This window comes from Actinoplanes sp. CA-131856 (assembly GCF_050956135.1).
GTDB lineage: Bacteria > Actinomycetota > Actinomycetes > Mycobacteriales > Micromonosporaceae > Actinoplanes.
This window is the reverse complement of record NZ_CP191849.1, coordinates 7250284-7268421: the sequence shown is the minus strand read 5'-3', so window position 1 is coordinate 7268421 and position 18138 is coordinate 7250284. Positions and strand designations below refer to the sequence as shown.

The following is an 18138-nucleotide window of genomic DNA, read 5'->3' as shown; positions in this document are numbered from 1 at the left end:
GTGAAATGCTGGTCTTCCAGAGCATTCTGCTCGGCCTGCTGCTCGGCGGCCTGTACGCCCTGCTCGCCTCCGGGCTGACGCTCTACTTCGGCATCATGCGGGTCGTGATGATCGCCCACTCGGCGTTCCTCATCCTCGCCGCCTATCTGGCGTGGTGGATGCACGACCGGATCGGCGTCGACCCGCTGCTGTCGATGGTGGTCACGGTTCCGCTGTTCTTCGCGGCCGGTGTCGGGCTGCAGCGCCTGCTGCTGACCCGGCTCCGGCCGGCCACCCTCACCATGATGTCGGTGCTGCTGACCTTCGCGATCGCGCTGACCGTCGAGGGACTGCTCGGCTACGCCTTCACCGGCACACAGCGCCGCGTCCAGCTCGGCTACAGCTCGGCCAGCTTCGAGATCTTCGGAGCCCGGATCGCGGTGGTCAAGCTGATCGCGTTCGTGCTGGCCGTCGTGGCGCTCTCCGGCCTGTACGTCCTGATGAAGCGCACCAGGTTCGGATGGGCCCTGCGCGCGACCATCCAGCACCGTGACGCGGCCCGGCTCCTGGGCATCGACACCGAGCGGGTGGCCGGCTACGGCTTCGGCATCGGCCTGGCCACCGCGGCCATCGGCGGCACGGCGCTGTCGCTCGACACCACCATCTACCCCTCGCTGCACTGGCACTGGATCGGCCCGCTGATGGCCATCATCGTGGTCGGCGGCCTGGGCAGCGTGCCCGGCGCGGCGGCCGCGGCGATGGTCCTCGGGATGGCGCAGAGCCTGCTGCAGATCCCGATGGGCACGACGTGGGCGCAGACCGTGTTCTACGTGGCCCTGTTCGCGACGCTCGCGTTCCGGCCGCAGGGATTCTTCGGAGGCCGCCTTGCCCAACGTTTCTAAGAGAATTCTTGCCGGCACGGCCATAGCGCTGCTGGCCGTGGCCATCCTCATCTTCCCGACTCTCGCGCCCAACCCGTACATCCTGTCCTCCGGTGTCCTGGTCCTGAACTACGCGGTCCTCGCGACCTCGTGGAACTTCGTCGGCGGCTTCACCGGCTACATCTCACTGGGGCACGGGGCCTTGGCAGGGCTCGGCGGATACGCGACCGCGCTGCTGGTCGTCAAGGCCGGCCTGCCCTCGTTCGTCGCGCTGGCCGCGGCCGCCCTGCTCGTGGCCGCGCTCGCCGTGCCGCTGGGCATGGCCGCGCTACGGGTGCGTGGCGCCTCCTTCGTCATCGTCTCGATCGCGCTCGTGCTGATCCTGCTGCTGGTCTTCCAGAGCTGGGCGTCGTTCACCGGCGGCTCCCGTGGCCTCGTGGTGCCGCGCCCGTTCGATCTGACCCGCCCCGAGCACCACCGGGTCTTCTACTACCTGTTCGCGGCCCTGCTCGCGATCGCGCTGCTGGCCTGGTGGCTGATCGACCGTTCGCGGTTCGGGCTCGGTCTCAAGTCGATCCGCGAGGACGAGGACAAGGCCGAGGCGCTGGGCACGCCCACTTTCGCGTACAAGCTCATCGTCTTCGTGGTCTCCGCGGGTTTCACCGCGCTCGCCGGTGGCCTGTACGCGCTGTGGTTCGGCGACCTCGACCCGGTGTTCCAGTTCTCCATCCTGACCGGCTCCTATCTCGTGCTGATGGCGCTGCTGGGCGGCGTGCGGAACCTGTTCGGCCCGGTGGCCGGCGCGATCCTCGTCGGCACGGCCCTCGAATATTTCAAGGTCGAGTACGGCGACACGCCCCTCCACCTGGTCGCCACCGGCGTCCTGCTGGCCCTGGTCGTGCTCTTCATGCCCGACGGCGTCCTCCCGGCCATCGGCGACCTCCTCAAGCGGTTCGACCGCAAGGAAAAGTCTTCCATCCGCGAGGTAACAGCAGCCGAACTGGCCGAGCAGCGAAAGGCGGCGGTATGAGCCTCGCGACGCGTGAGCTGAGGAAGGCCTTCGGTGGCGTGACCGCGCTCGACGGCGCGACCGTGGAGTTTCAGGCGGGGAAGGTCAACGCGCTCATCGGGCCGAACGGGTCCGGGAAGACGACCTACTTCAACTGTGTCACCGGGATGATCAAGCCGGACTCGGGGCGGGTCACCTACAAGGACCGTGACCTCACGGGGAAGGCGCCGCACCGGATCGCGCGGGCCGGGCTCGGCCGCACGTTCCAGCTGTGCCGCACGTTCCCGCGGATGACGGCCCTCGAGAACGTGCTGGCGGCCGTACCCCGGGGCGGCCTGACCAGCGCGAAGAGCCGGGCGGACATCGACAAGGCGATGAGCTGGCTGACCCGGCTCGGCATCGAGCACCTCGCCGGCAGCGAGGCCCGTGACATGTCCTGGGGGCAGCAGAAACTGCTCGAACTGGCCGGGGTGCTGATGGCCGAGCCCGAGACGGTGCTGCTCGACGAGCCGGCCGGCGGGGTCAACCCGGCGCTGCTCGACCGGATCGGCACGCTGATCCGCGAGCTCAACGCCGAGGGGCGCACCTTCGTCATCGTCGAGCACAACATGGACCTGGTCATGAGCATCAGCGACCACATCGTGGTCTTCGACCGGGGACGGCCCATCGCGGACGGACCGCCCTCGGTCATCCGCACCGACGAGCGCGTGCTGGGGGCGTACCTTGGCGTCTGAATTCGAATTTGAACTGGTCGATGTCCAGGCCGGCTACGGCCGGGCGGCGCCGGTGCTGCGCGGCTTCAGCGTCAGCGTGCCGGCGGGCGCGATCGTGTGTCTCGTCGGGCCGAACGGCGCCGGCAAGTCGACAGTGCTGAAGGTCGCCGGGGGACTGCTCAAGCCCCGCGACGGTCGCGTCGTCGTCGCCGGGAAGGACGTGACCGGCGCCGGTCCGCAGCAGATGCTCGGTCACGGAGTGTCGCTCGTGCTGCAGGGACACAGCGTGTTCCGCGAGATGACCGTCGAGGAGAACGTGCTGCTCGGCGCCTACACCCTGCGTGACCAACGCAAGATCGCCGAACGCGTCGCGTTCGTGAAGGAGATCTTCCCGGTGGTGGCCGACCGCTGGGGATCGCTCGCCGGGCTGCTCTCCGGCGGGCAGCAGAAACAGGTGGAGTTCGCCCGGTCGCTCATGGTGGATCCCAAGGTCGTCCTGCTGGACGAGCCCTCGATGGGACTGGACCCCAAGGCGACCAGCACGGTGTTCGAACAGGTCGTGCGGATGCGCGACGCCGGAACGGCGGTGCTGCTCGTCGAGCAGAACGCCCGGCGCGCGCTGGAGACCGCCGACCTCGGGTGCGTGCTCGATCTCGGGCGCGTGCACATCTCCGGGCCTGCCCGGCAGCTTCTGGCCGATCCACAGCTCGGGGAGCTCTATCTCGGCGGCCGTCCCGCCGAGGTCCAGGTGCCACCGAAAATCTGAAAGGTCGTCCTTGTGAGACGAACTGGAGGAATCGCTGTCGCGTTGGGAATCGCGCTAGTGGCAGCGGGATCACCTGTAAGCGCGGACGCACCGGGTCCGCATGACGTCCATCCGTCCCTACGCTCCTCGGTCGTCGCGCTCTACGACTTCGACCATCCGGTTCCCGGCGACACGGCCCTCGAACGGGACCAGGGCCGCTCCGGAACGGAGATCGAGCTGATCAACGGCGGAGCCGCTCAGCGCGTGCGCGACGCGGCCTATCGCGGGGCGGGGAAAGCACTGCAGACCCGCCAGATCGATCCGGCCACGGCGGGGAACGACGACTGGAAGGCCGGGATCTTCGCGCAGCCCGGCGTACGGACGCTGCGAGCCTTCAACGCGGTCGGCGGGACGACCGTGATGGGCTGGTTCAAGCGCTCCATGGACGGACCGGCGCCCAACAGCGTCACGGCCGATCCGAACGACCTCTACAACGCGATCGGACTCGCGGGCGTGCTCACGGGCGACTCCGACGGGCATGGCGTACGGGCCCTGCTCGAACTGATCGACGTCAACGGCACCCTGCGGCTGGTCGCGCTCGGCCGGCGCCTCGACGGCGGCAACTCGCAGACCTTCGCCGCGAACGAGGACTGGAAGACGCTGCTGCCCAAGGACAAGTGGGTGCACATCGCGGCGACCTTCGACTTCAACGCCGGGACGATGGCGCTCTACCGCGACGGCAAGCCGGTCGAGGGCTTCTACACGCGCACCGACGACCCGTGGCTGGTCGCCGGTCCGGGCCCGCACGTGACGACCGCGAGCGATCCGCGCGGCATCAAGATCGGCGGGAGCTTCCCGCAGAACACGGTCGAGCGCAACCCGTGCGACTGCCGGATGGACGCGCTCACGTTCCTCGACCGGTCGCTGTCCGCGCGTGAGGTCGCCGCCCAGTACCGCTATTACAACCGACGGGGATGATCTTCATGAGACGGTTCCTTTTATCAGCCGCGGTCATTCTGTCCACATTGGTGGCCGCGCCGACCGTGGCGCTCGCGGCGCCGGCCGGCGAGCCCATCGACGACCCGATTCCGGTCGAGCCGGTCGCCTCGTCGCTCGGTCTCGAGCTCACCGAATACGCGTCGTTCCCGCAGTCGTTCACCCAGCCGCCGCTGACCGATCAGCGGCTCAACCGGATCGCGCGCATCAACACCATTCTCGAGGTGCCCGACGGCTCGGGACGCCGCGCCGTACCCGACCTGAACGGCAACCTCTATCTGGTGAAGAACGGCGTGCCGCACGTCTATCTCGACGTACGGGCTCAGTTCCAGCCGCAGTTCTTCTCCGGGCGCGGGCTCGGGCAGGGCTTCGGCTACGTGACGTTCCACCCGGACTTCAAGCAGAACGGCGTCTTCTACACCATTCACACCGAGCAGGCGTCGCAGACCACGGCAGTGCCGGACTATCAGCAGACGGGCACGCTCTTCCACGGCGTCATCAACGAGTGGACCGCCACCGACCCCAAGGCCGACACCTTCGCCGGCACCCATCGTGAGGTGCTGCGGATCGGGTTCGGCGGCCAGATCCACGGCATCCAGGAAATCAACTTCAACCCCACGGCCCGTAAGGGCACGGCCGAGTACGGCAAGCTTTATCTCGCGGTCGGGGACGGCGGTCTGGGCGTACGGAACACCGATCCTCAGAATTTGGCTCTGCCGCACGGGAAGCTGTTGCGGATCGACCCCCGGGGCACGAACGCGCCGAACGGGAAATACGGCATCCCGGCCGACAACCCCTTCGTGGGGCGCGCGGGGGCGCTCGGGGAGATCTACGCGCTCGGCTTCCGTGACCCGCACCGGTTCAGCTGGGACCGGGCCACCGGCAAGCTCTATCTCGGTCACATCGGCGAGAAGTCGACAGAGGCCATCTACGAGGTGCGCGCCGGCGACAACATGGGCTGGAGCGAGCGCGAGGGCCGGCTGCTGTTCGACCGCGCGGCGACGAATGTCTGTGACCGGCTCTACCCGTTGCCGGCGGACGACGCGCAATACGGCTACACCTATCCGGTGGCGTCCTACGACCACAATCCGGCGCCGGGCTGGAACTGCACCGACGACGTCGGCGTGGCGGTCGCGGGTGGTTTCGTCTACCGCGGCACCGACATTCCGAAACTGCGCGGCAAATACATCTTCGGCGACCTCGTGGCGGGCACGGTGTTCTACACCGAGGCGAGCGAGATGCGGCGCGGACAGGCCCCGGCCACCATCCACCGGCTGCACCTGTTCACGCCGGCCGGTCAGTCCGTACGGATGCAGGAACTCTCCTCGCCGGGCGCGCCCGGCGACCCCAACCGGGTCGACCTGCGCTTCGGCACCGACGCCAAGGGTGAGCTCTACATCCTGGCCAAGGCCAACGGCAAGATCTGGAAGGTGACCGACGCCGCGTACTTCGCCGACGAGAGGGTCGGCAACACGCGGGTCACGAACACGGCCGCCGCGGCCAACTGGGCGCCGGTGACGCCGTCGAAGTGGCGCTTCGAGAACGGCCAGGTCATCCTGGCCGAGGCCGGTGTGGCCCGGCCGGGCCCGCGCCGCCCGTTCGAATACGCCGTGCTGACGAAGGGACCCGCGTTCTCCAGCGTCGAGATCACGGCCCAGGTACGCCTGGACGAACCGGTCGAGGTCACCAACCGTGACGTCATCATCGTGTTCGGCTACAAGTCCGACACGGAGTTCTACTACGCGCACCTCTCGACCGACAACACCATCTATCCGCACAACGGCATCTTCAAGGTCAACAACGCCGACCGCGAACGCATCGACTATCAGTGGAACGGCCGCTCCCGGGGAGCGAACCCGGCCATCGTCGACGCGGCCTGGCACAACGTCCGCGTGAAGCACGTGCCGGCCACCGGCGAGATCGCCGTCTACGTGGACGGCAACTGCGACCCGCTGATGACCGCCCGGGACACGACGTTCGGCTCGGGCCGGGTCGGCTTCGGCTCCTTCGACAACATCGGCCGTACCCGCGACTTCAAGGTGACCGGAACCCCGGCCGCCTGACCGGAACCGGCCGGGTGGGCACACACCCACCCGGCCGGGTTCACCAAAATCCGGCCGCGAGCGGATCCACGTAGTCCACGTCGATCACCTCGGCCGCGGGCGGTGCTTGCAGCTCCACTGAGAGGCCGAAGTCGGAGAACTCGATCACGTAGACGTTGTCGAACGACCCACCGATGCCGCTGGTCACCCGGGCGGCGAAGTGCCCGTCCTTCGCCTCCGGCTTGCGGATCTGGGCTCCCTTGAACGACCGCTCGGCGGAGCGGGTGACGCCGGAGCCCTGCTTCACCGTTCTCCGTAGGAGCTCCCAAGGGAAATCCGGAGCCCAGCGTGATCGTGTCGTCCAGTTCGCTCGCGGAGAAGCGGACCCACTTGCCGAGGTCCTTCTCGCCGAGCGGCTCGTTCTTCGGCAGCGTGGTCAGCTTCAGCCAGGCGTCGTGGCCGACGCGCCGGATGACGTAGCCGCATGACCCCGTGCACCTCCACCTCGAACCTGAGCCGGAGAAGTGAACCATGTTCGCCCGCCCGGTAGGCTGCGGCGGTGGTGGAGCGGCGTGGGCCCGGGGCATTGATAACCATTCAGGCGGTCGTGGTGGCCGCGTACCTCTACGGCGTCGTCGCCTACTTGGGCACCGACGCCCGGTTCTTCCCCGAGCAGTCGCCACCCGCCTGGTCGTACCCGGCCGTCCTGGCGACCGCCCTCGGGCTTCTCATCGCCGTTCCGTGCGTCTTCCTGGCCGTGCGCCGGCTGCGGGTGGCGCCGTCGCGGCCCCTGCTCGCGGTCACCGTCGCCAGCGTCGTCATGGTTCTGGTGATGGTCACGCCGCCGGGGTGGGAGATCTTCGACTGGTACGTCTCCTGAGCTCATCTGCTAATGGCAGATCGGCTTGGTGATCGGGCGTCGCGGCTCCCATGGTGGGTCCAGCGAGTGCAAGCACGAGAGCCGGGAGACGAGCATGCGATCTGCTGCTGGACAAGCGCCGTGGACGGCGGGAAGCATCGACGATCAGGTGGCGGCCAGACTGCTGCATCAGCGCATCATCGTGTTGGGGTCGGAAGTCGACGACCAGATCGCGAACCGCCTGTGCGGGCAGCTGCTGCTGTTGTCGGCCGAGGACCCGCGGAGCGTCATCAGCCTCTACATCAACTCGCCGGGTGGGTCGGTCAGCGCGGGGCTGGCCATCTTCGACACCATGCGGCTCATTCCGAACGACGTCAGCACCCTCGCCCTGGGCCTGGCCGGGAGCATGGGCCAGTTCCTGCTCACCGCGGGCACGCCGGGCAAGCGGTTCGCCCTGCCGCACGCCCAGGTGCTGATGCACCAGGGTTCGGCCGGGTTCGGCGGGACGGCGGCCGACGTGGAGATCTACGCCGAACAGCTGGAACGGGTCGGTACCACGCTCCTTCAGCTGACGGCCGAGCACACCGGGCAGCCGATCGAGACCGTGGAGCGGGACAGCCGCCGCGATCGATGGTTCACGGCGCAGGAGGCGCTCGACTACGGGCTCATCGATCACATCCTGGACAGCGTCGACGACGTACGGCCGGCTCTGGCCCGTCAGCCGATGGGGTTGAGCGCATGAGCCAGTACACGATTCCCACAGTCGTCGAGAAAACCCCGAACGGCGAGCGGGCGTACGACATCTATTCGCGCCTGCTGTCGGACCGGATCATCTTCCTGGGCACCGAGATCGACGACGGCGTGGCCAACGTGGTGATCGCCCAGCTGATCCACCTCGAGTCGGCGGGGGAGCAGGAGATCGGGCTCTACATCAACTCGCCCGGTGGCTCGTTCAGCGCGCTGACCGCCATTTACGACACGATGCATTTCGTCCGATGTGACATCGCCACCATCTGCGTCGGGCAGGCTTCCTCGGCGGCGGCCGCCCTGCTCGCGGCGGGCACCCCCGGGCGGCGGTCGGTGCTGCCGCACGCGAAGGTGACACTGCACCAGCCTTCGAGCCAGGCCCGGGGAACGCTGCCCGACCTGGCGGTGGAGGCCAAGGAGGTGGCGAGGGTGCGGGCCGAGATGGACGCGATCCTGGGCCGGCACACCGGCCACTCGGTGGAGAAGATCAGGGCCGACACCGACCGCAGCATGACGCTGTCGGCCGCCGACGCGGTGGCCTACGGCTTGGCCGACCGGGTCATCACGAGCCGCCCCGAGCGCGCTTACCGCCTGTCCGCCGCAAGCTGACCAAAGCCCGCGAGCCGTTCAAAGCGCGCGAGCCGCTCAAGCGCGCGCAGCTCAAAGCGCGCCGAGTCCACGCCGCCGGACAAATGGGTGCCGGGATGGACGAAGTGCGCTGATCAGGCGGCCAGGAGCATGACGTCGCCGGAGCGGTGCGGTGGGGCGGCCGGCCGGCGCATCGAGGGCGCCACGGGGGCGACCGGTGCGACCGGCCGCAGGCGCAGGACCGGGGCGCGGTGCTCGACGAGCTCGCGCCCCACCTCGGCCAGCAGGTCGGACAGCTCGACGCGCAGCGCGTCGCACACGGCGGCCAGGATCTCGGAGCTGGGCTCCTTGCGGCCGCGCTCCACCTCGGACAGATATTGCACCGAGACGGCCGCCTCCCGGGCCACCTCGGCCAGCGTCCGCTCCTGTTCCAGCCGGTGGCGGCGCAACACCCGGCCGACCAGCGTGCGCAACAGGGGACGTGACCTGTCCGTCATGCCGTCACCGTACCCAGCCCCGCCGCCCGGGCGATACCCGTTCAGCCCGCAGCGTAGAGGCGTGGCGAGCCGCGCCACCCGGGCGACGGCACCGGTCACCACGGCGGCCGGCACCTGGGCGACCACGATCGGCATCATCAAGCCGCGACCAGTTCCTCGCGGGCGGCGCCGCGGGAACGGCCGCAGTTGGTGCAGGTCACGAAGTGGCGGGACGGGCGGACCGGGAACAGCGGCACGAAGAACAGGCTGAACTTCGTCGTGCGCCGGACCAGGGTCTGCGCCGCCGTGGCGCCGCAGACCTCGCACCGGCCCAGCCGTGAACCGAGGATGGTGTCCTTGCTACGGATTCCGAAGATGAACAGCACCCCACCAACAGTACGGGTGAGTGTCAGCCCCCGCTCGCGGCCGATTTGGCCGGGGTCTCGGCGCCCGCCGGCGCCGGCGAGACCGGGACCGGTGGTGTCCGGCGGCGCCGGCTCTGGACGGCGCCGACCGCGATGTCGACGAGCAGGAACGCCGCGAGCGGGACGCCGAACAGCGGCACCACCCAGCCGAGGGCGATGACCACCGGTACGCCCACGACGATGCCCCACGAGGGGATCTGCTGCCAGGCGCCGCGGGCGCCGAGCGGGGCCCCGCCGATCGCGCGGCGGTCGGCCCGGGTGGGGCGGCGCTGCCACCACATGCGGTAACCCCAGACGATCACGCAGAGCAGGCCGATCGCCAGGGCGGCCAGCAGGATCTGGTTGGGCAGGCCGAACAGGAGTCCCATGTGGGCGTTGACGCCCCACGACGTGAGCTTGGCCGTGAGCGGCCAGTCGGCGAAGTCGACCCGGTCGGTCACCTGGCCGGTGGCGGCGTCGACGGCGACGCTGTCGGCGCGGACCGGCCAGAGGCTGTCGTCCTGGCTCACCTTCCAGGCCGCGGTGCCGTCGGCCGGGACGATCACCTCGACCGGCCCGTCGAGTCCACTGGCGCGGGCGGTCTTCAGCACCCCGTCGATCGCGGCCGGGTCGGCCGTCGTGGGGCCCGCCGCGCCGCCGCTGCTGTGGTGGCCGCCGGAAGGCTCGGCCGCGGCGCCGGTGAGGTCGGTGCTCACCGCGGGGCGGCTGCCGTTCATCGCGTCGAGCGCCTCGCCGAAGTTGCCGCCGGCATATCGGGACCAGGTCAGGCCGGTGACCGACAGGATCAGCAGGCCGACCGAGAGCCACACGCCGGTGGCCGCGTGCCAGCCTCGGGTCCGGCGCACGCCCTTCTTCGCGGCAAGGTCAGGGGCCAACAGCTTGCGGGCCGTACGATTCCCGCGCTGCCGCCGCCACCACAGCAGCAGGCCGCCGATCGTGATGACGCCGAGCCAGCTCGCCGCCAGCTCCGAGTAGTGCCGTCCGACGGCGCCCAGGTTGAGGTTGCGGTGCATGTCGTCGAGCCACGTCCGTACGGGCGTGTAGGAGAACCAGGTCGTCAGCTGCCCGGTGACCTCGCCGCTGTACGGGTTCACGTACGCGGTCCGCGCGTGCTCCTCGTCCAGCGACGGCAGCGCGAAGTCGACCTGCGTCGTGGCCGAGCCCTCGCCCGGCCGCAGCGAGAGGAGAGTGCCGTCCGGCACCGCCGCCTGGGCCGCCGCGATCTGCTCGGCCAGCGGCTTGGTGGCGCCGCCCGGCTTGTCGACCACCAGCTCGTCCGCGTAGACGACGCGGTCGAGCTGAGGGGTGAAGACGTAGGCGAGACCGGTCAGCGCGGCGACCAGCAGGAAGGGCGCGACCAGGATGCCGGCGTAGAAGTGCAGGCGCAGCAGCAGAGGGCCGAAGGATAAAGCGGGGCGTGAAGGCGGCGCGGCGGTGGACATCTGTTCTCCGTCACAGTCGTCGGGGAAGGCACTCGCAGCGTTGGTCGCCCATCGCCGCCGACTGGTTCCCGTCGATGTGTCTCAGCCCGCGGCGGCCTTCCGGCCGTGGCCGAGGTCGCGCATCGCGGTGACCAGATCCTCGCGGGCCCGGGCCACCCGGGAGCGGATCGTGCCGACCGGGCAGTCGCAGATCTCGGCCGCCTCGGCGTACGACAGCCCGGCGATCTGCGTCATCAGGAACGCGTCGCGGCGGTCCTCGGCCAGCCCGCGCAGCAGGTCGGTGAGCGCGTGGTGTTCCTCGAACCGGGAACGGCCGTGCGGGTCGGCGATCTCGGCGTGGCTCTGCCAGTCGGGCAGGGCCGCCGTCCGGGGCCGCCGGGTCGCGTAGCGGACCTGGTCGGCCGCGACCCGGCGGGCGATCGCGAACAGCCACGTGCGTACCGACGACCGTCCGGCGAAGTCGGGCAGAGCCCGTACGGCCCGCAGATAGGTCTCCTGGGTCAGATCCTCCACCTCGCCCGGCGAGGCCAGGGGATGGAGGAAACGCGCCACGTCGCCCTGGGTCGCGCGGATCAGCTCGGTCAGCGCCGACCGGTCGCCGCGCGCGGCGTCGTGGGCGAGCAGGGTCAGCGCGTCCGCGTGCTCCTCGGAGGGGGTCACGTGGATGAGTCGCTGGGGAAGCGGGGAAAGTTCCCGGGTCACCCGATCGTTTGATGCCGGGAACCGGCGGCCCGTCCCCGGCGACCAACGGGCCGGTCCACGCCGATGAGGAGATCGACTTTGTTGCCCGACCTTTCCGAGTACCGGTTGCACCGCACCGTCGCGGACGCGCCGTTCGAGGGCGTTCCGGTGCCCGGCCTGTCCGCCGAGTTCTACCGCCGCGCCGACGGCGAGCGGGTGGCGACCGTCGGCCGTTACTCGTTCGGCGGCCGTGACCTGCTGATGGCCTGGGGCTACGCCGACGAGGAGCACTGCCGGCACTCGGCCGTGCACGACAGCGCCTCGGGTGGCTGGCATCGCGCCACCGACGGTTGCCCGACCGTGCGGGTGGAGCGGGCCGGCGACGAGGTGGTCGGTCTGGCCGTGCGGACTCCGGCCGGGGAGTGGCTCACCACAGGCGCAGCGGCACCTCGAAGCTAGCGGCGCCGGTCTCGAGGTCGGCCCGCACCGAGAGGGTGGCGCTGTCGCCGGTCAGCGGCGCGGTGGCGATGGCCAGGCGGTCGCCGACCGGCTGCACCGCGACCGGCACGCTCCGGCCGCTGCCGTCGACGGCGGTGACCGACCATCGGCGTACGGCCTCGGTGCCCTCGTCGACGCAGAGGTGGAACAGCGTCGCGGTCTCGGGCCGCACCCGCAAGGTGCTCTCGCCGTCGGAGGCGACCAGCGACCTGCGGGCGGGGCACGGGCTGGCGTCGGCGGCGTGCGCCATGGGCACACCGGCGAAGAGGACGACGGCGGCCGCGATCCAGGCGATGGCGGCGAGCGACATGCCGATGATGACGCCGCGCAGCGACCGGGCGCGCTCGGCGACCCGGCGCCGGGGGCCGACGGTCAGCCCGCCACCGTGATGCCGCAGGACCACCGGGGACCGTCCGCCCGCGGCCCGGCGCAGGCAGGCCCGGCCGGTGCCGGTCTTCGAAGCCTCGTCAGCCATGCCTCACCGCCATCGTTGAAGAACTTGGAACTGTAGAGGAAGTCGTCCAGGGCGCCGCCGAAGTTCCCGGGAACCGGGAGACCGCGAACCACGACCATCTTTCGTGCGTACGGATGTTCGGGTCGTTCCCCTGGTTCTCGGGCCGGCCGTGTTTGTGCTGGTAGGGGCCCTTCTTTTCGGCGGGGCGGTGGACGATTCGGTGCTGGTCGGCATTCCCAGCCCGGGCCCGGTCACCGAGTGGGCGCTGCCGTCGGTCACGTTCGCGGCCAGCGCGCTCGGCGTTCTGGTGGCCGGAATCACGGTGACGGCGGCCTTCCTGCTGCCCGGCGACGGCCCCAGCGTGGCCGCGCACGGCTGGCTGCTGCTGCGCCGGGCCTCGTGGCTGGCCGCCGGATGGGCGCTCGCCGCGCTGGCCCAGATCGTGCTGACCGTCTCCGACGTGCTCGCCGTCCCGGTGGGCCGGCTCAGCGCGCACGCCGTGGTCAGCTTCGCCTTCTCGATCGGCCAGGGCCAGGCGCTCGTGGTGCAGGCCGGGCTGGCCCTGGCCGTCGTGGTGCTGAGCCGGGCCGGGGTCTCGCGCGGGCTCGCCTTCGTGACCGCCGCGGCGGCGTCGGCGGCGCTGCTGCCGCCCGCCTTCACCGGCCACGCGGCCTCGGCCGGCAACCACCAGATCGCGGTGACCAGCCTCGCGCTGCACGTGCTGGCCGCCTCGCTGTGGATCGGCGGCCTGGCCGGGCTGCTGATGGTCCGCCGGGTCCGCCGCTTCTCCGAGACCGCCTCCCGCTACAGCCGGCTCGCCCTGGCCTGCTTCGTGGCCACGGGCGTCAGCGGCGCGGTCAACGCGGCCGTGCGCCTCGGCGGGCTTTCGCCGCTGTGGACGACTCGCTACGGCGTACTCGTGCTCCTGAAGGTCGTGGCCCTGGCCGTTGTGGGTCTTGTCGGGGCGCTGCATCGCGCGCGGGCGCTGCCGGCGCTGGCGGAGGGGAAACCGGCGGCGTTCGTGAGGCTGGCCGTGGGGGAGCTGGCCGTGCTCGGCGCGGCGGTCGGGCTGGCCGTGGCGCTGTCGCGGTCGCCCGCGCCCGACGCCGTGGTGGAACCGGACCCGCTGGTCGAACTCCTCGGCTTCGGCATGCCGGCGCCGCCGACCGCGCTGCGGATGCTCGGAAACCCGCTGCCGGACATGTTCTTCCTGACGATCGCCCTGGCCGGGATCGGCTTCTATCTGGCCGGTGTCGTACGTCTGCGCCAGGCCGGCCACGCCTGGCCGGTCGCCCGCACGGCGAGCTGGGTGGGCGGCATGCTGGTGCTCGCGGCGATCACCGGCCTGGGCGTCGTCCGGTACTCGTACGTCCTGTTCAGCGTGCACATGGTCCAGCACATGGTGCTCTCGATGGTGGTGCCCATCCTGCTGGTCGGGGGAGCGCCGGTCACCCTGGCCCTGCGCGCGCTCCGGCGTCCCCCGGATCCGCAGGTGCGCGGGGCGCGGGAGTGGCTGCTGATCGCGCTGCACAGCCGGTACACGCGGTTCCTCGGTCATCCGGTCGTCGCTTTGACGATCTACGTCGGAAGCCTGTACGGCCTGTACTTCAGCGGGCTGCTCGGCACCCTGATGCGCTACCACCTGGGCCACCTGGCCATGCTGGTCCATTTCGTGCTCGCCGGTTACCTGCTGTTCTGGGTGCTCATCGGCGTCGACCCGGGGCGGCGGCGCGTCCATCCAGCGCTGCTCACGCTGGTGCACTTCCTGGCGATGGTGGCGCACGCGTTCTTCGGGTTCGTGCTGCTCCAGGCCACGACGGTCATCGGGCTCGACTGGTACAGCGCCGTGCACCCGTCGTGGGCCTCGTCGTTGCTGGCCGACCAGCGCCTCGGGGCCGGGCTGGCCTGGGCGTTCGGCGAGCTGCCGTCCGCCGTGATCATGCTGCTGCTGGTACGGCAGTGGATCCGCAGCGACGAGCGGGAGCAGGCCCGCCTCGACCGCGCGGCCGACCGGGCCGACGCCACGGGCGAGGAGGACGACCTGGCCCGCTACAACGCTTTTCTGGCCGGGAACTTCAGCGGCCGGTCGTCCGACTAAGAGCGCAAAGCCCCTCATACAGGAAGATAAACATGCAAACCATCGCTCGTCGTTCGTTCGTCGTCGCGGCCGCTCTCGTCGCCACCACGCTGGCCGGTTGCGGTTCCACTTCGGACGCCTCGGACGCCGCGGCCCCGGCCGCCGCCACCCTGACCGTCAAGGACCCGTGGGTGAAGGCCGTCGACAAGGGCATGACCGCCGCCTTCGGCACCCTGGTCAACGGCACCGGCCAGGACGTGACAGTGGTCAAGGCGGCCACCTCGATCTCGCCGATGGAGCTGCACGAGATGGCGATGCAGGACGGCAAGATGGTGATGCGGCCCAAGGAGGGTGGCTTCGTCGTCAAGGCCGGCGGCACCCACGAGCTCACCCCCGGCGGCGACCATCTGATGATCATGGACCCGTCGGCCCCGATCAAGCCGGGCGACGAGCTCCGGTTCACGCTGACCCTCGGCGACGGCGGCACCGTCCAGTTCACCGCGGTGGCCAAGCCGTTCACCGGGGCCGGGGAGAGCTACGCCCCCAGCGCCGCTCCGATGGCGGGCATGTGAAGCGTCGCCATCTGCTCGCCGGTGGCGCGCTGGCCGGCGCCGGCGCCACCGCGGGTTTCCTCGCGGCACGGGAAGAACCGGTCGCGGTCGCCGCCGAGACCGATGTCGTCGCGTTCCACGGCGTACGCCAGGCGGGCGTGACCACGGAACCGCCGGCGCACGCCTCGTTCGTCGCCTTCACCCTGCCCGCCGGCACCGACCGGCGGGCCCTGGGCCGGATGATGCGGCTGCTGTCGGACGACGCGCGCCGGCTCACCCGGGGCGAACCGGCCCTGGGCGACACCGACGCCCCGCTCGCCGTGCTGCCGGCCCGCCTGACGATCACCTTCGGCTTCGGTCCCGGCCTCTACCGGGCCGCCGGTCTCCCGTCGCCGGTGAAGGACCTGCCGACGTTCACCATCGACCGGCTGGAGCCGAGGTGGTCGGGCGGGGATCTGCTGCTCCAGATCTGCGCCGACGATCCGCTCACGGTCGCACACGCCCAGCGGATGCTCGTCAAGGATGCCCGCCCGTTCGGGTCGGTGCGGTGGGCGCAGATCGGATTCCGGCGTGCGTACGGCGTACAGGAACCGGGTTTCACCCAGCGCAACGTCCTCGGTCAGCTGGACGGCACGGCGAACCCCACCGGGGACGCCATGGACACGGCGGTGTGGCGACCGGACGGGAGCACCACGCTGGTGGTCCGGCGGATCCGGGCCGAGATCGAGAAGTGGGATCTGCTCAGCGTGGGGGATAAGGAGAACGCCGTCGGCCGCCGGATGGTGAGCGGGGCGCCGTTCACCGGGGTGAAGGAGCACGACGAGCCGGACTTCGCGGCGCTCGACACGACAGGGCTGCCGGTCATGCCGGACTTCGCCCACGTCACCAGGGCCCACGTGACCGACCCGGCGCTGAAGATCCTGCGCCGGCCGTACAACTACGACGGCGCCCCGAACGCGGCCGGCCACCCCGACAGCGGCCTGATCTTCGCGTCGTACCAGGGCGACATCGAGCGGCAGTACGTGCCCATCCAGCAGCGGCTGGCCGAGAAGGACCTGCTCAACGAATGGATCACCCCGATCGGCTCGGCGGTCTTCGCGGTGCCACCCGGCTGTGCCGAGGACGGCTGGATCGGCGAGGGAGTGCTGGCATGACGTACTGGAGAAAGGCTCTGCTCGGCCTGGCGGCGCTGGTGGCGGCCGTGCTGCTGCCCACCACGCCGGCGTGGGCGCACACGCAGCTGGTGGCGACGACCCCGGCCAAGGACGCGGTGCTCACGACGGCGCCCGAGGCGATCACGCTGGAGTTCAGCCAGCGCCTCAACCCGTCGTTCACGACGATCGCCCTGAGTGACGCGGCCCGGCAGAGGATCGAGGCCTCCACCCCGGCCATCGACGTGGCGAAGGGAACGATCGTCCCGCGGAAGCCCTTGGCCAACGGCACCTACACCGTCGCCTACCGGGTCGTGTCGGTGGACGGCCACACGGTCCAGGGCTCGTACGTCTTCACCGTCGACGACCCGGCCCTGCCCCCAGCTGCCGCCAAGGCGACCGCCGCGCCCCCGGCCGGCTCCCGCGGCATTCCCACGGGCGTCCTGATCGGCTTGGCCGCCTTGGGCGTGGCTCTGGCCGGAGCGGCGGCCTACCTCTTCGTCACCACGGGGCGCCGGCGGTCCGCCCGCGCCTGAGACCAGCCGAACCATGCCCCGCCCCGGATGATCATGATGGGGCGGGGCGGCTATGGTGGTCGGGCCGTGGTGTTCGGGAAGCCGGTGTGAGACCGGCGCGGCCCTCGCCACTGTGAACGGGATGCCGGAGGCCACCGCGAGGTCACTGGGCGTGAGCCTGGGAAGGCCGGCCGCCGGAGCACCGCCCGTCAGCCAGGAGACCGGCCACGGCACCGCAACGACCCGTCCACGAGGTGCTGGAAGGCGGTCCCGATGCGCGTGCGCGCTGTACGGTCCCCTCTGTCCTGGCTCGCTGCCGTCCTGGCCGCGAGTCTCCTTGCCGGCTGTGGCGGCGCGTCCGAGGCATCGGACAAGCCGGCCACCGCCGCGATTCAGAACTGCGGCGTGGCCGTGCCCACCGGCACCCCGCCGGCACGGATCTTCGCCGCGTTCCACAACGCCATCGAGGCCGTGTACGCCCTCGGCGCCGGCGACAAGCTGGTCGGCGCGGCTTACCTCGACAATCCGCTGCTGCCCGCATACGCCGCGCAGTTCAAGACGGCCTACTACCCCGAGGAATATCCGAGCCGCGAGGAGGTGCTGCGCCTCGACCCGGACTTCGTCGTCTCCGGCTTCACCGGCGCGTTCACCGCCGAAGGCCTCGGCACCCGGGCCGAGCTGAACAAGATCGGCATCGGGTCGTACCTGTTCACCCAGTACTGCCCGTCGGCCGACGGCAAGGACCAGAAGGACCTGGCCGACAACGACGTCTCGCTCGACAGCGTCTACCGGGACCTCACCGATCTGGGCCGGGTCCTCGGTCGTACGACCGAAGCGCAGGCCCTGGTCGAGAAGATGAAGAAGACCGTCGCCGGCACCGAGAGCCGGCTGGCCGGGGTGACCAAGCCCCGAGTCGCCATGCTCAACCGGCCCGGCGGCGGCGAGCTGCGGGTCTTCGGCAGCGACGACGTCGCCACCACCATCATCGAGAAGGCCGGCGGCACCCAGGTGTTCGGCGACGTGCGCGGCCGGCTCACCCGGATCGGCACCGAGGAGCTCATCAAGCGCAAGCCCGACGTGATCGTCGTGCCGGCCTGCTGCGGCGCCGACGTCGGACCGTCCGGGGCCCAGGAGGTCATCGACGGGCTCACGAAGGACCCGGCCCTGGCCAACGTGCCCGCGGTGCGCGACGGCAGGATTTACGCGGTCACGTTCGCCGAGGTCACCCCGGGCGTACGGAACGCCGACGCCGTCGCCACCCTGGCCAAGCTCCTGCATCCGGAGAAGTTCTGAGCCGGCGCGCCCTGGG

At 70.7% G+C, this 18138-nt stretch carries 20 protein-coding genes, 1 pseudogene and 1 riboswitch; of the genes and pseudogenes, 15 read left to right on the top strand and 6 right to left on the bottom strand.

The window, feature by feature from the left end; genetic code table 11:
* The first annotated feature begins 5 nt into the window (after positions 1-5).
* From ACQP2X_RS33660 to ACQP2X_RS33635, 6 genes are read left to right on the top strand one after another with little or no spacing between them, the layout of a single operon-like run.
* Entirely contained in the window at positions 6-881 is an 876-nt protein-coding gene (locus tag ACQP2X_RS33660) for a branched-chain amino acid ABC transporter permease (protein ID WP_498688798.1), read from the top strand.
* Positions 865-1890, top strand: coding sequence for a branched-chain amino acid ABC transporter permease (locus ACQP2X_RS33655; protein ID WP_498688796.1), 1026 nt, complete (start codon positions 865-867; stop codon positions 1888-1890). Before ACQP2X_RS33660 ends, ACQP2X_RS33655 begins: the two co-directional genes overlap by 17 nt.
* A complete protein-coding gene (locus tag ACQP2X_RS33650) occupies positions 1887-2603 on the top strand; it encodes an ABC transporter ATP-binding protein (RefSeq protein ID WP_498688794.1) in 717 nt (238 codons plus the stop codon). The genes ACQP2X_RS33655 and ACQP2X_RS33650 overlap by 4 nt, the downstream gene beginning before the upstream one ends.
* Positions 2593-3348, top strand: a complete 756-nt coding sequence (locus ACQP2X_RS33645; RefSeq protein ID WP_498688793.1) for an ABC transporter ATP-binding protein — start codon at positions 2593-2595, stop codon at positions 3346-3348. The genes ACQP2X_RS33650 and ACQP2X_RS33645 overlap by 11 nt, the downstream gene beginning before the upstream one ends.
* 57 nt (positions 3349-3405) lie before the next feature.
* Entirely contained in the window at positions 3406-4305 is a 900-nt protein-coding gene (locus tag ACQP2X_RS33640) for a LamG-like jellyroll fold domain-containing protein (protein ID WP_498688791.1), read from the top strand.
* A gap of 50 nt (positions 4306-4355) precedes the next feature.
* Complete coding sequence (locus ACQP2X_RS33635) at positions 4356-6386, top strand: PQQ-dependent sugar dehydrogenase (RefSeq protein WP_498688790.1); 2031 nt, start codon at positions 4356-4358, stop codon at positions 6384-6386.
* Between the two features lie 40 nt (positions 6387-6426).
* Here ACQP2X_RS33635 and ACQP2X_RS33630 read toward each other — a convergent pair whose 3' ends face one another.
* Entirely contained in the window at positions 6427-6672 is a 246-nt protein-coding gene (locus ACQP2X_RS33630) for a hypothetical protein (protein WP_498688788.1), read from the bottom strand.
* A 252-nt stretch (positions 6673-6924) separates the two neighbouring features.
* Here ACQP2X_RS33630 and ACQP2X_RS33625 point away from each other — a divergent pair, with 252 nt between their 5' ends.
* The 3 genes from ACQP2X_RS33625 to ACQP2X_RS33615 all read left to right on the top strand — a co-directional run bounded on the left by ACQP2X_RS33625 (position 6925) and on the right by ACQP2X_RS33615 (position 8580).
* The gene (locus ACQP2X_RS33625; RefSeq protein ID WP_498688786.1) at positions 6925-7245 is read left to right on the top strand and encodes a hypothetical protein; all 321 of its coding nucleotides are present in this window, start codon (positions 6925-6927) and stop codon (positions 7243-7245) included.
* A 94-nt stretch (positions 7246-7339) separates the two neighbouring features.
* A complete protein-coding gene (locus ACQP2X_RS33620; protein WP_498688785.1) occupies positions 7340-7966 on the top strand; it encodes a ClpP family protease in 627 nt (208 codons plus the stop codon).
* On the top strand, positions 7963-8580 hold the full coding sequence (locus tag ACQP2X_RS33615) for a ClpP family protease (protein WP_498688783.1): 618 nt from the start codon (positions 7963-7965) through the stop codon (positions 8578-8580). Before ACQP2X_RS33620 ends, ACQP2X_RS33615 begins: the two co-directional genes overlap by 4 nt.
* Before the next feature lie 239 nt (positions 8581-8819).
* Here the strand turns inward: ACQP2X_RS33615 and ACQP2X_RS33610 are convergent.
* The 4 genes and pseudogenes from ACQP2X_RS33610 to ACQP2X_RS33595 all read right to left on the bottom strand — a co-directional run.
* Positions 8820-9056: pseudogene (locus tag ACQP2X_RS33610) on the bottom strand (helix-turn-helix domain-containing protein); the annotation flags it as partial.
* A gap of 137 nt (positions 9057-9193) precedes the next feature.
* Complete coding sequence (locus ACQP2X_RS33605) at positions 9194-9421, bottom strand: zinc-ribbon domain-containing protein (protein WP_498688782.1); 228 nt, start codon at positions 9419-9421, stop codon at positions 9194-9196.
* A 23-nt stretch (positions 9422-9444) separates the two neighbouring features.
* On the bottom strand, positions 9445-10902 hold the full coding sequence (locus ACQP2X_RS33600) for a PepSY-associated TM helix domain-containing protein (RefSeq protein ID WP_498688780.1): 1458 nt from the start codon (positions 10900-10902) through the stop codon (positions 9445-9447).
* Positions 10903-10983: 81 nt separating this feature from the next.
* Positions 10984-11562, bottom strand: a complete 579-nt coding sequence (locus ACQP2X_RS33595) for a sigma-70 family RNA polymerase sigma factor (RefSeq protein ID WP_498688779.1) — start codon at positions 11560-11562, stop codon at positions 10984-10986.
* 123 nt (positions 11563-11685) lie between these two features.
* Between ACQP2X_RS33595 and ACQP2X_RS33590 the strand changes: the two genes are divergently transcribed.
* Positions 11686-12042 (top strand): hypothetical protein, encoded by a 357-nt coding sequence (locus ACQP2X_RS33590; protein ID WP_498688778.1) that lies wholly within the window; start codon positions 11686-11688, stop codon positions 12040-12042.
* On the opposite strand, the gene ACQP2X_RS33585 is transcribed toward ACQP2X_RS33590, so the two are convergent.
* The gene (locus tag ACQP2X_RS33585; protein WP_498688777.1) at positions 12011-12556 is read right to left on the bottom strand and encodes a hypothetical protein; all 546 of its coding nucleotides are present in this window, start codon (positions 12554-12556) and stop codon (positions 12011-12013) included. The genes ACQP2X_RS33590 and ACQP2X_RS33585 overlap by 32 nt on opposite strands.
* Positions 12557-12659: 103 nt before the next feature.
* Between ACQP2X_RS33585 and ACQP2X_RS33580 the strand changes: the two genes are divergently transcribed.
* The 5 genes from ACQP2X_RS33580 (at position 12660) to ACQP2X_RS33560 (ending at position 18122) form a co-directional block, all read left to right on the top strand.
* Positions 12660-14633 (top strand): bifunctional copper resistance protein CopD/cytochrome c oxidase assembly protein, encoded by a 1974-nt coding sequence (locus ACQP2X_RS33580; RefSeq protein ID WP_498688775.1) that lies wholly within the window; start codon positions 12660-12662, stop codon positions 14631-14633.
* A gap of 32 nt (positions 14634-14665) precedes the next feature.
* Complete coding sequence (locus ACQP2X_RS33575; protein WP_498688774.1) at positions 14666-15184, top strand: copper chaperone PCu(A)C; 519 nt, start codon at positions 14666-14668, stop codon at positions 15182-15184.
* Positions 15181-16317: a Dyp-type peroxidase gene (locus ACQP2X_RS33570; RefSeq protein WP_498688773.1), complete on the top strand. Its 1137-nt coding sequence runs from the start codon at positions 15181-15183 to the stop codon at positions 16315-16317. Before ACQP2X_RS33575 ends, ACQP2X_RS33570 begins: the two co-directional genes overlap by 4 nt.
* On the top strand, positions 16314-16850 hold the full coding sequence (locus tag ACQP2X_RS33565) for a copper resistance CopC family protein (RefSeq protein ID WP_498688772.1): 537 nt from the start codon (positions 16314-16316) through the stop codon (positions 16848-16850). Before ACQP2X_RS33570 ends, ACQP2X_RS33565 begins: the two co-directional genes overlap by 4 nt.
* A 50-nt stretch (positions 16851-16900) precedes the next feature.
* A riboswitch (cobalamin riboswitch) is annotated at positions 16901-17073 on the top strand.
* A gap of 29 nt (positions 17074-17102) precedes the next feature.
* Positions 17103-18122 carry an ABC transporter substrate-binding protein gene (locus ACQP2X_RS33560; RefSeq protein WP_498688770.1) on the top strand — a complete coding sequence of 340 codons (1020 nt, stop codon included), beginning with the start codon at positions 17103-17105 and terminating at the stop codon, positions 18120-18122.
* Positions 18123-18138: the final 16 nt, after the last annotated feature.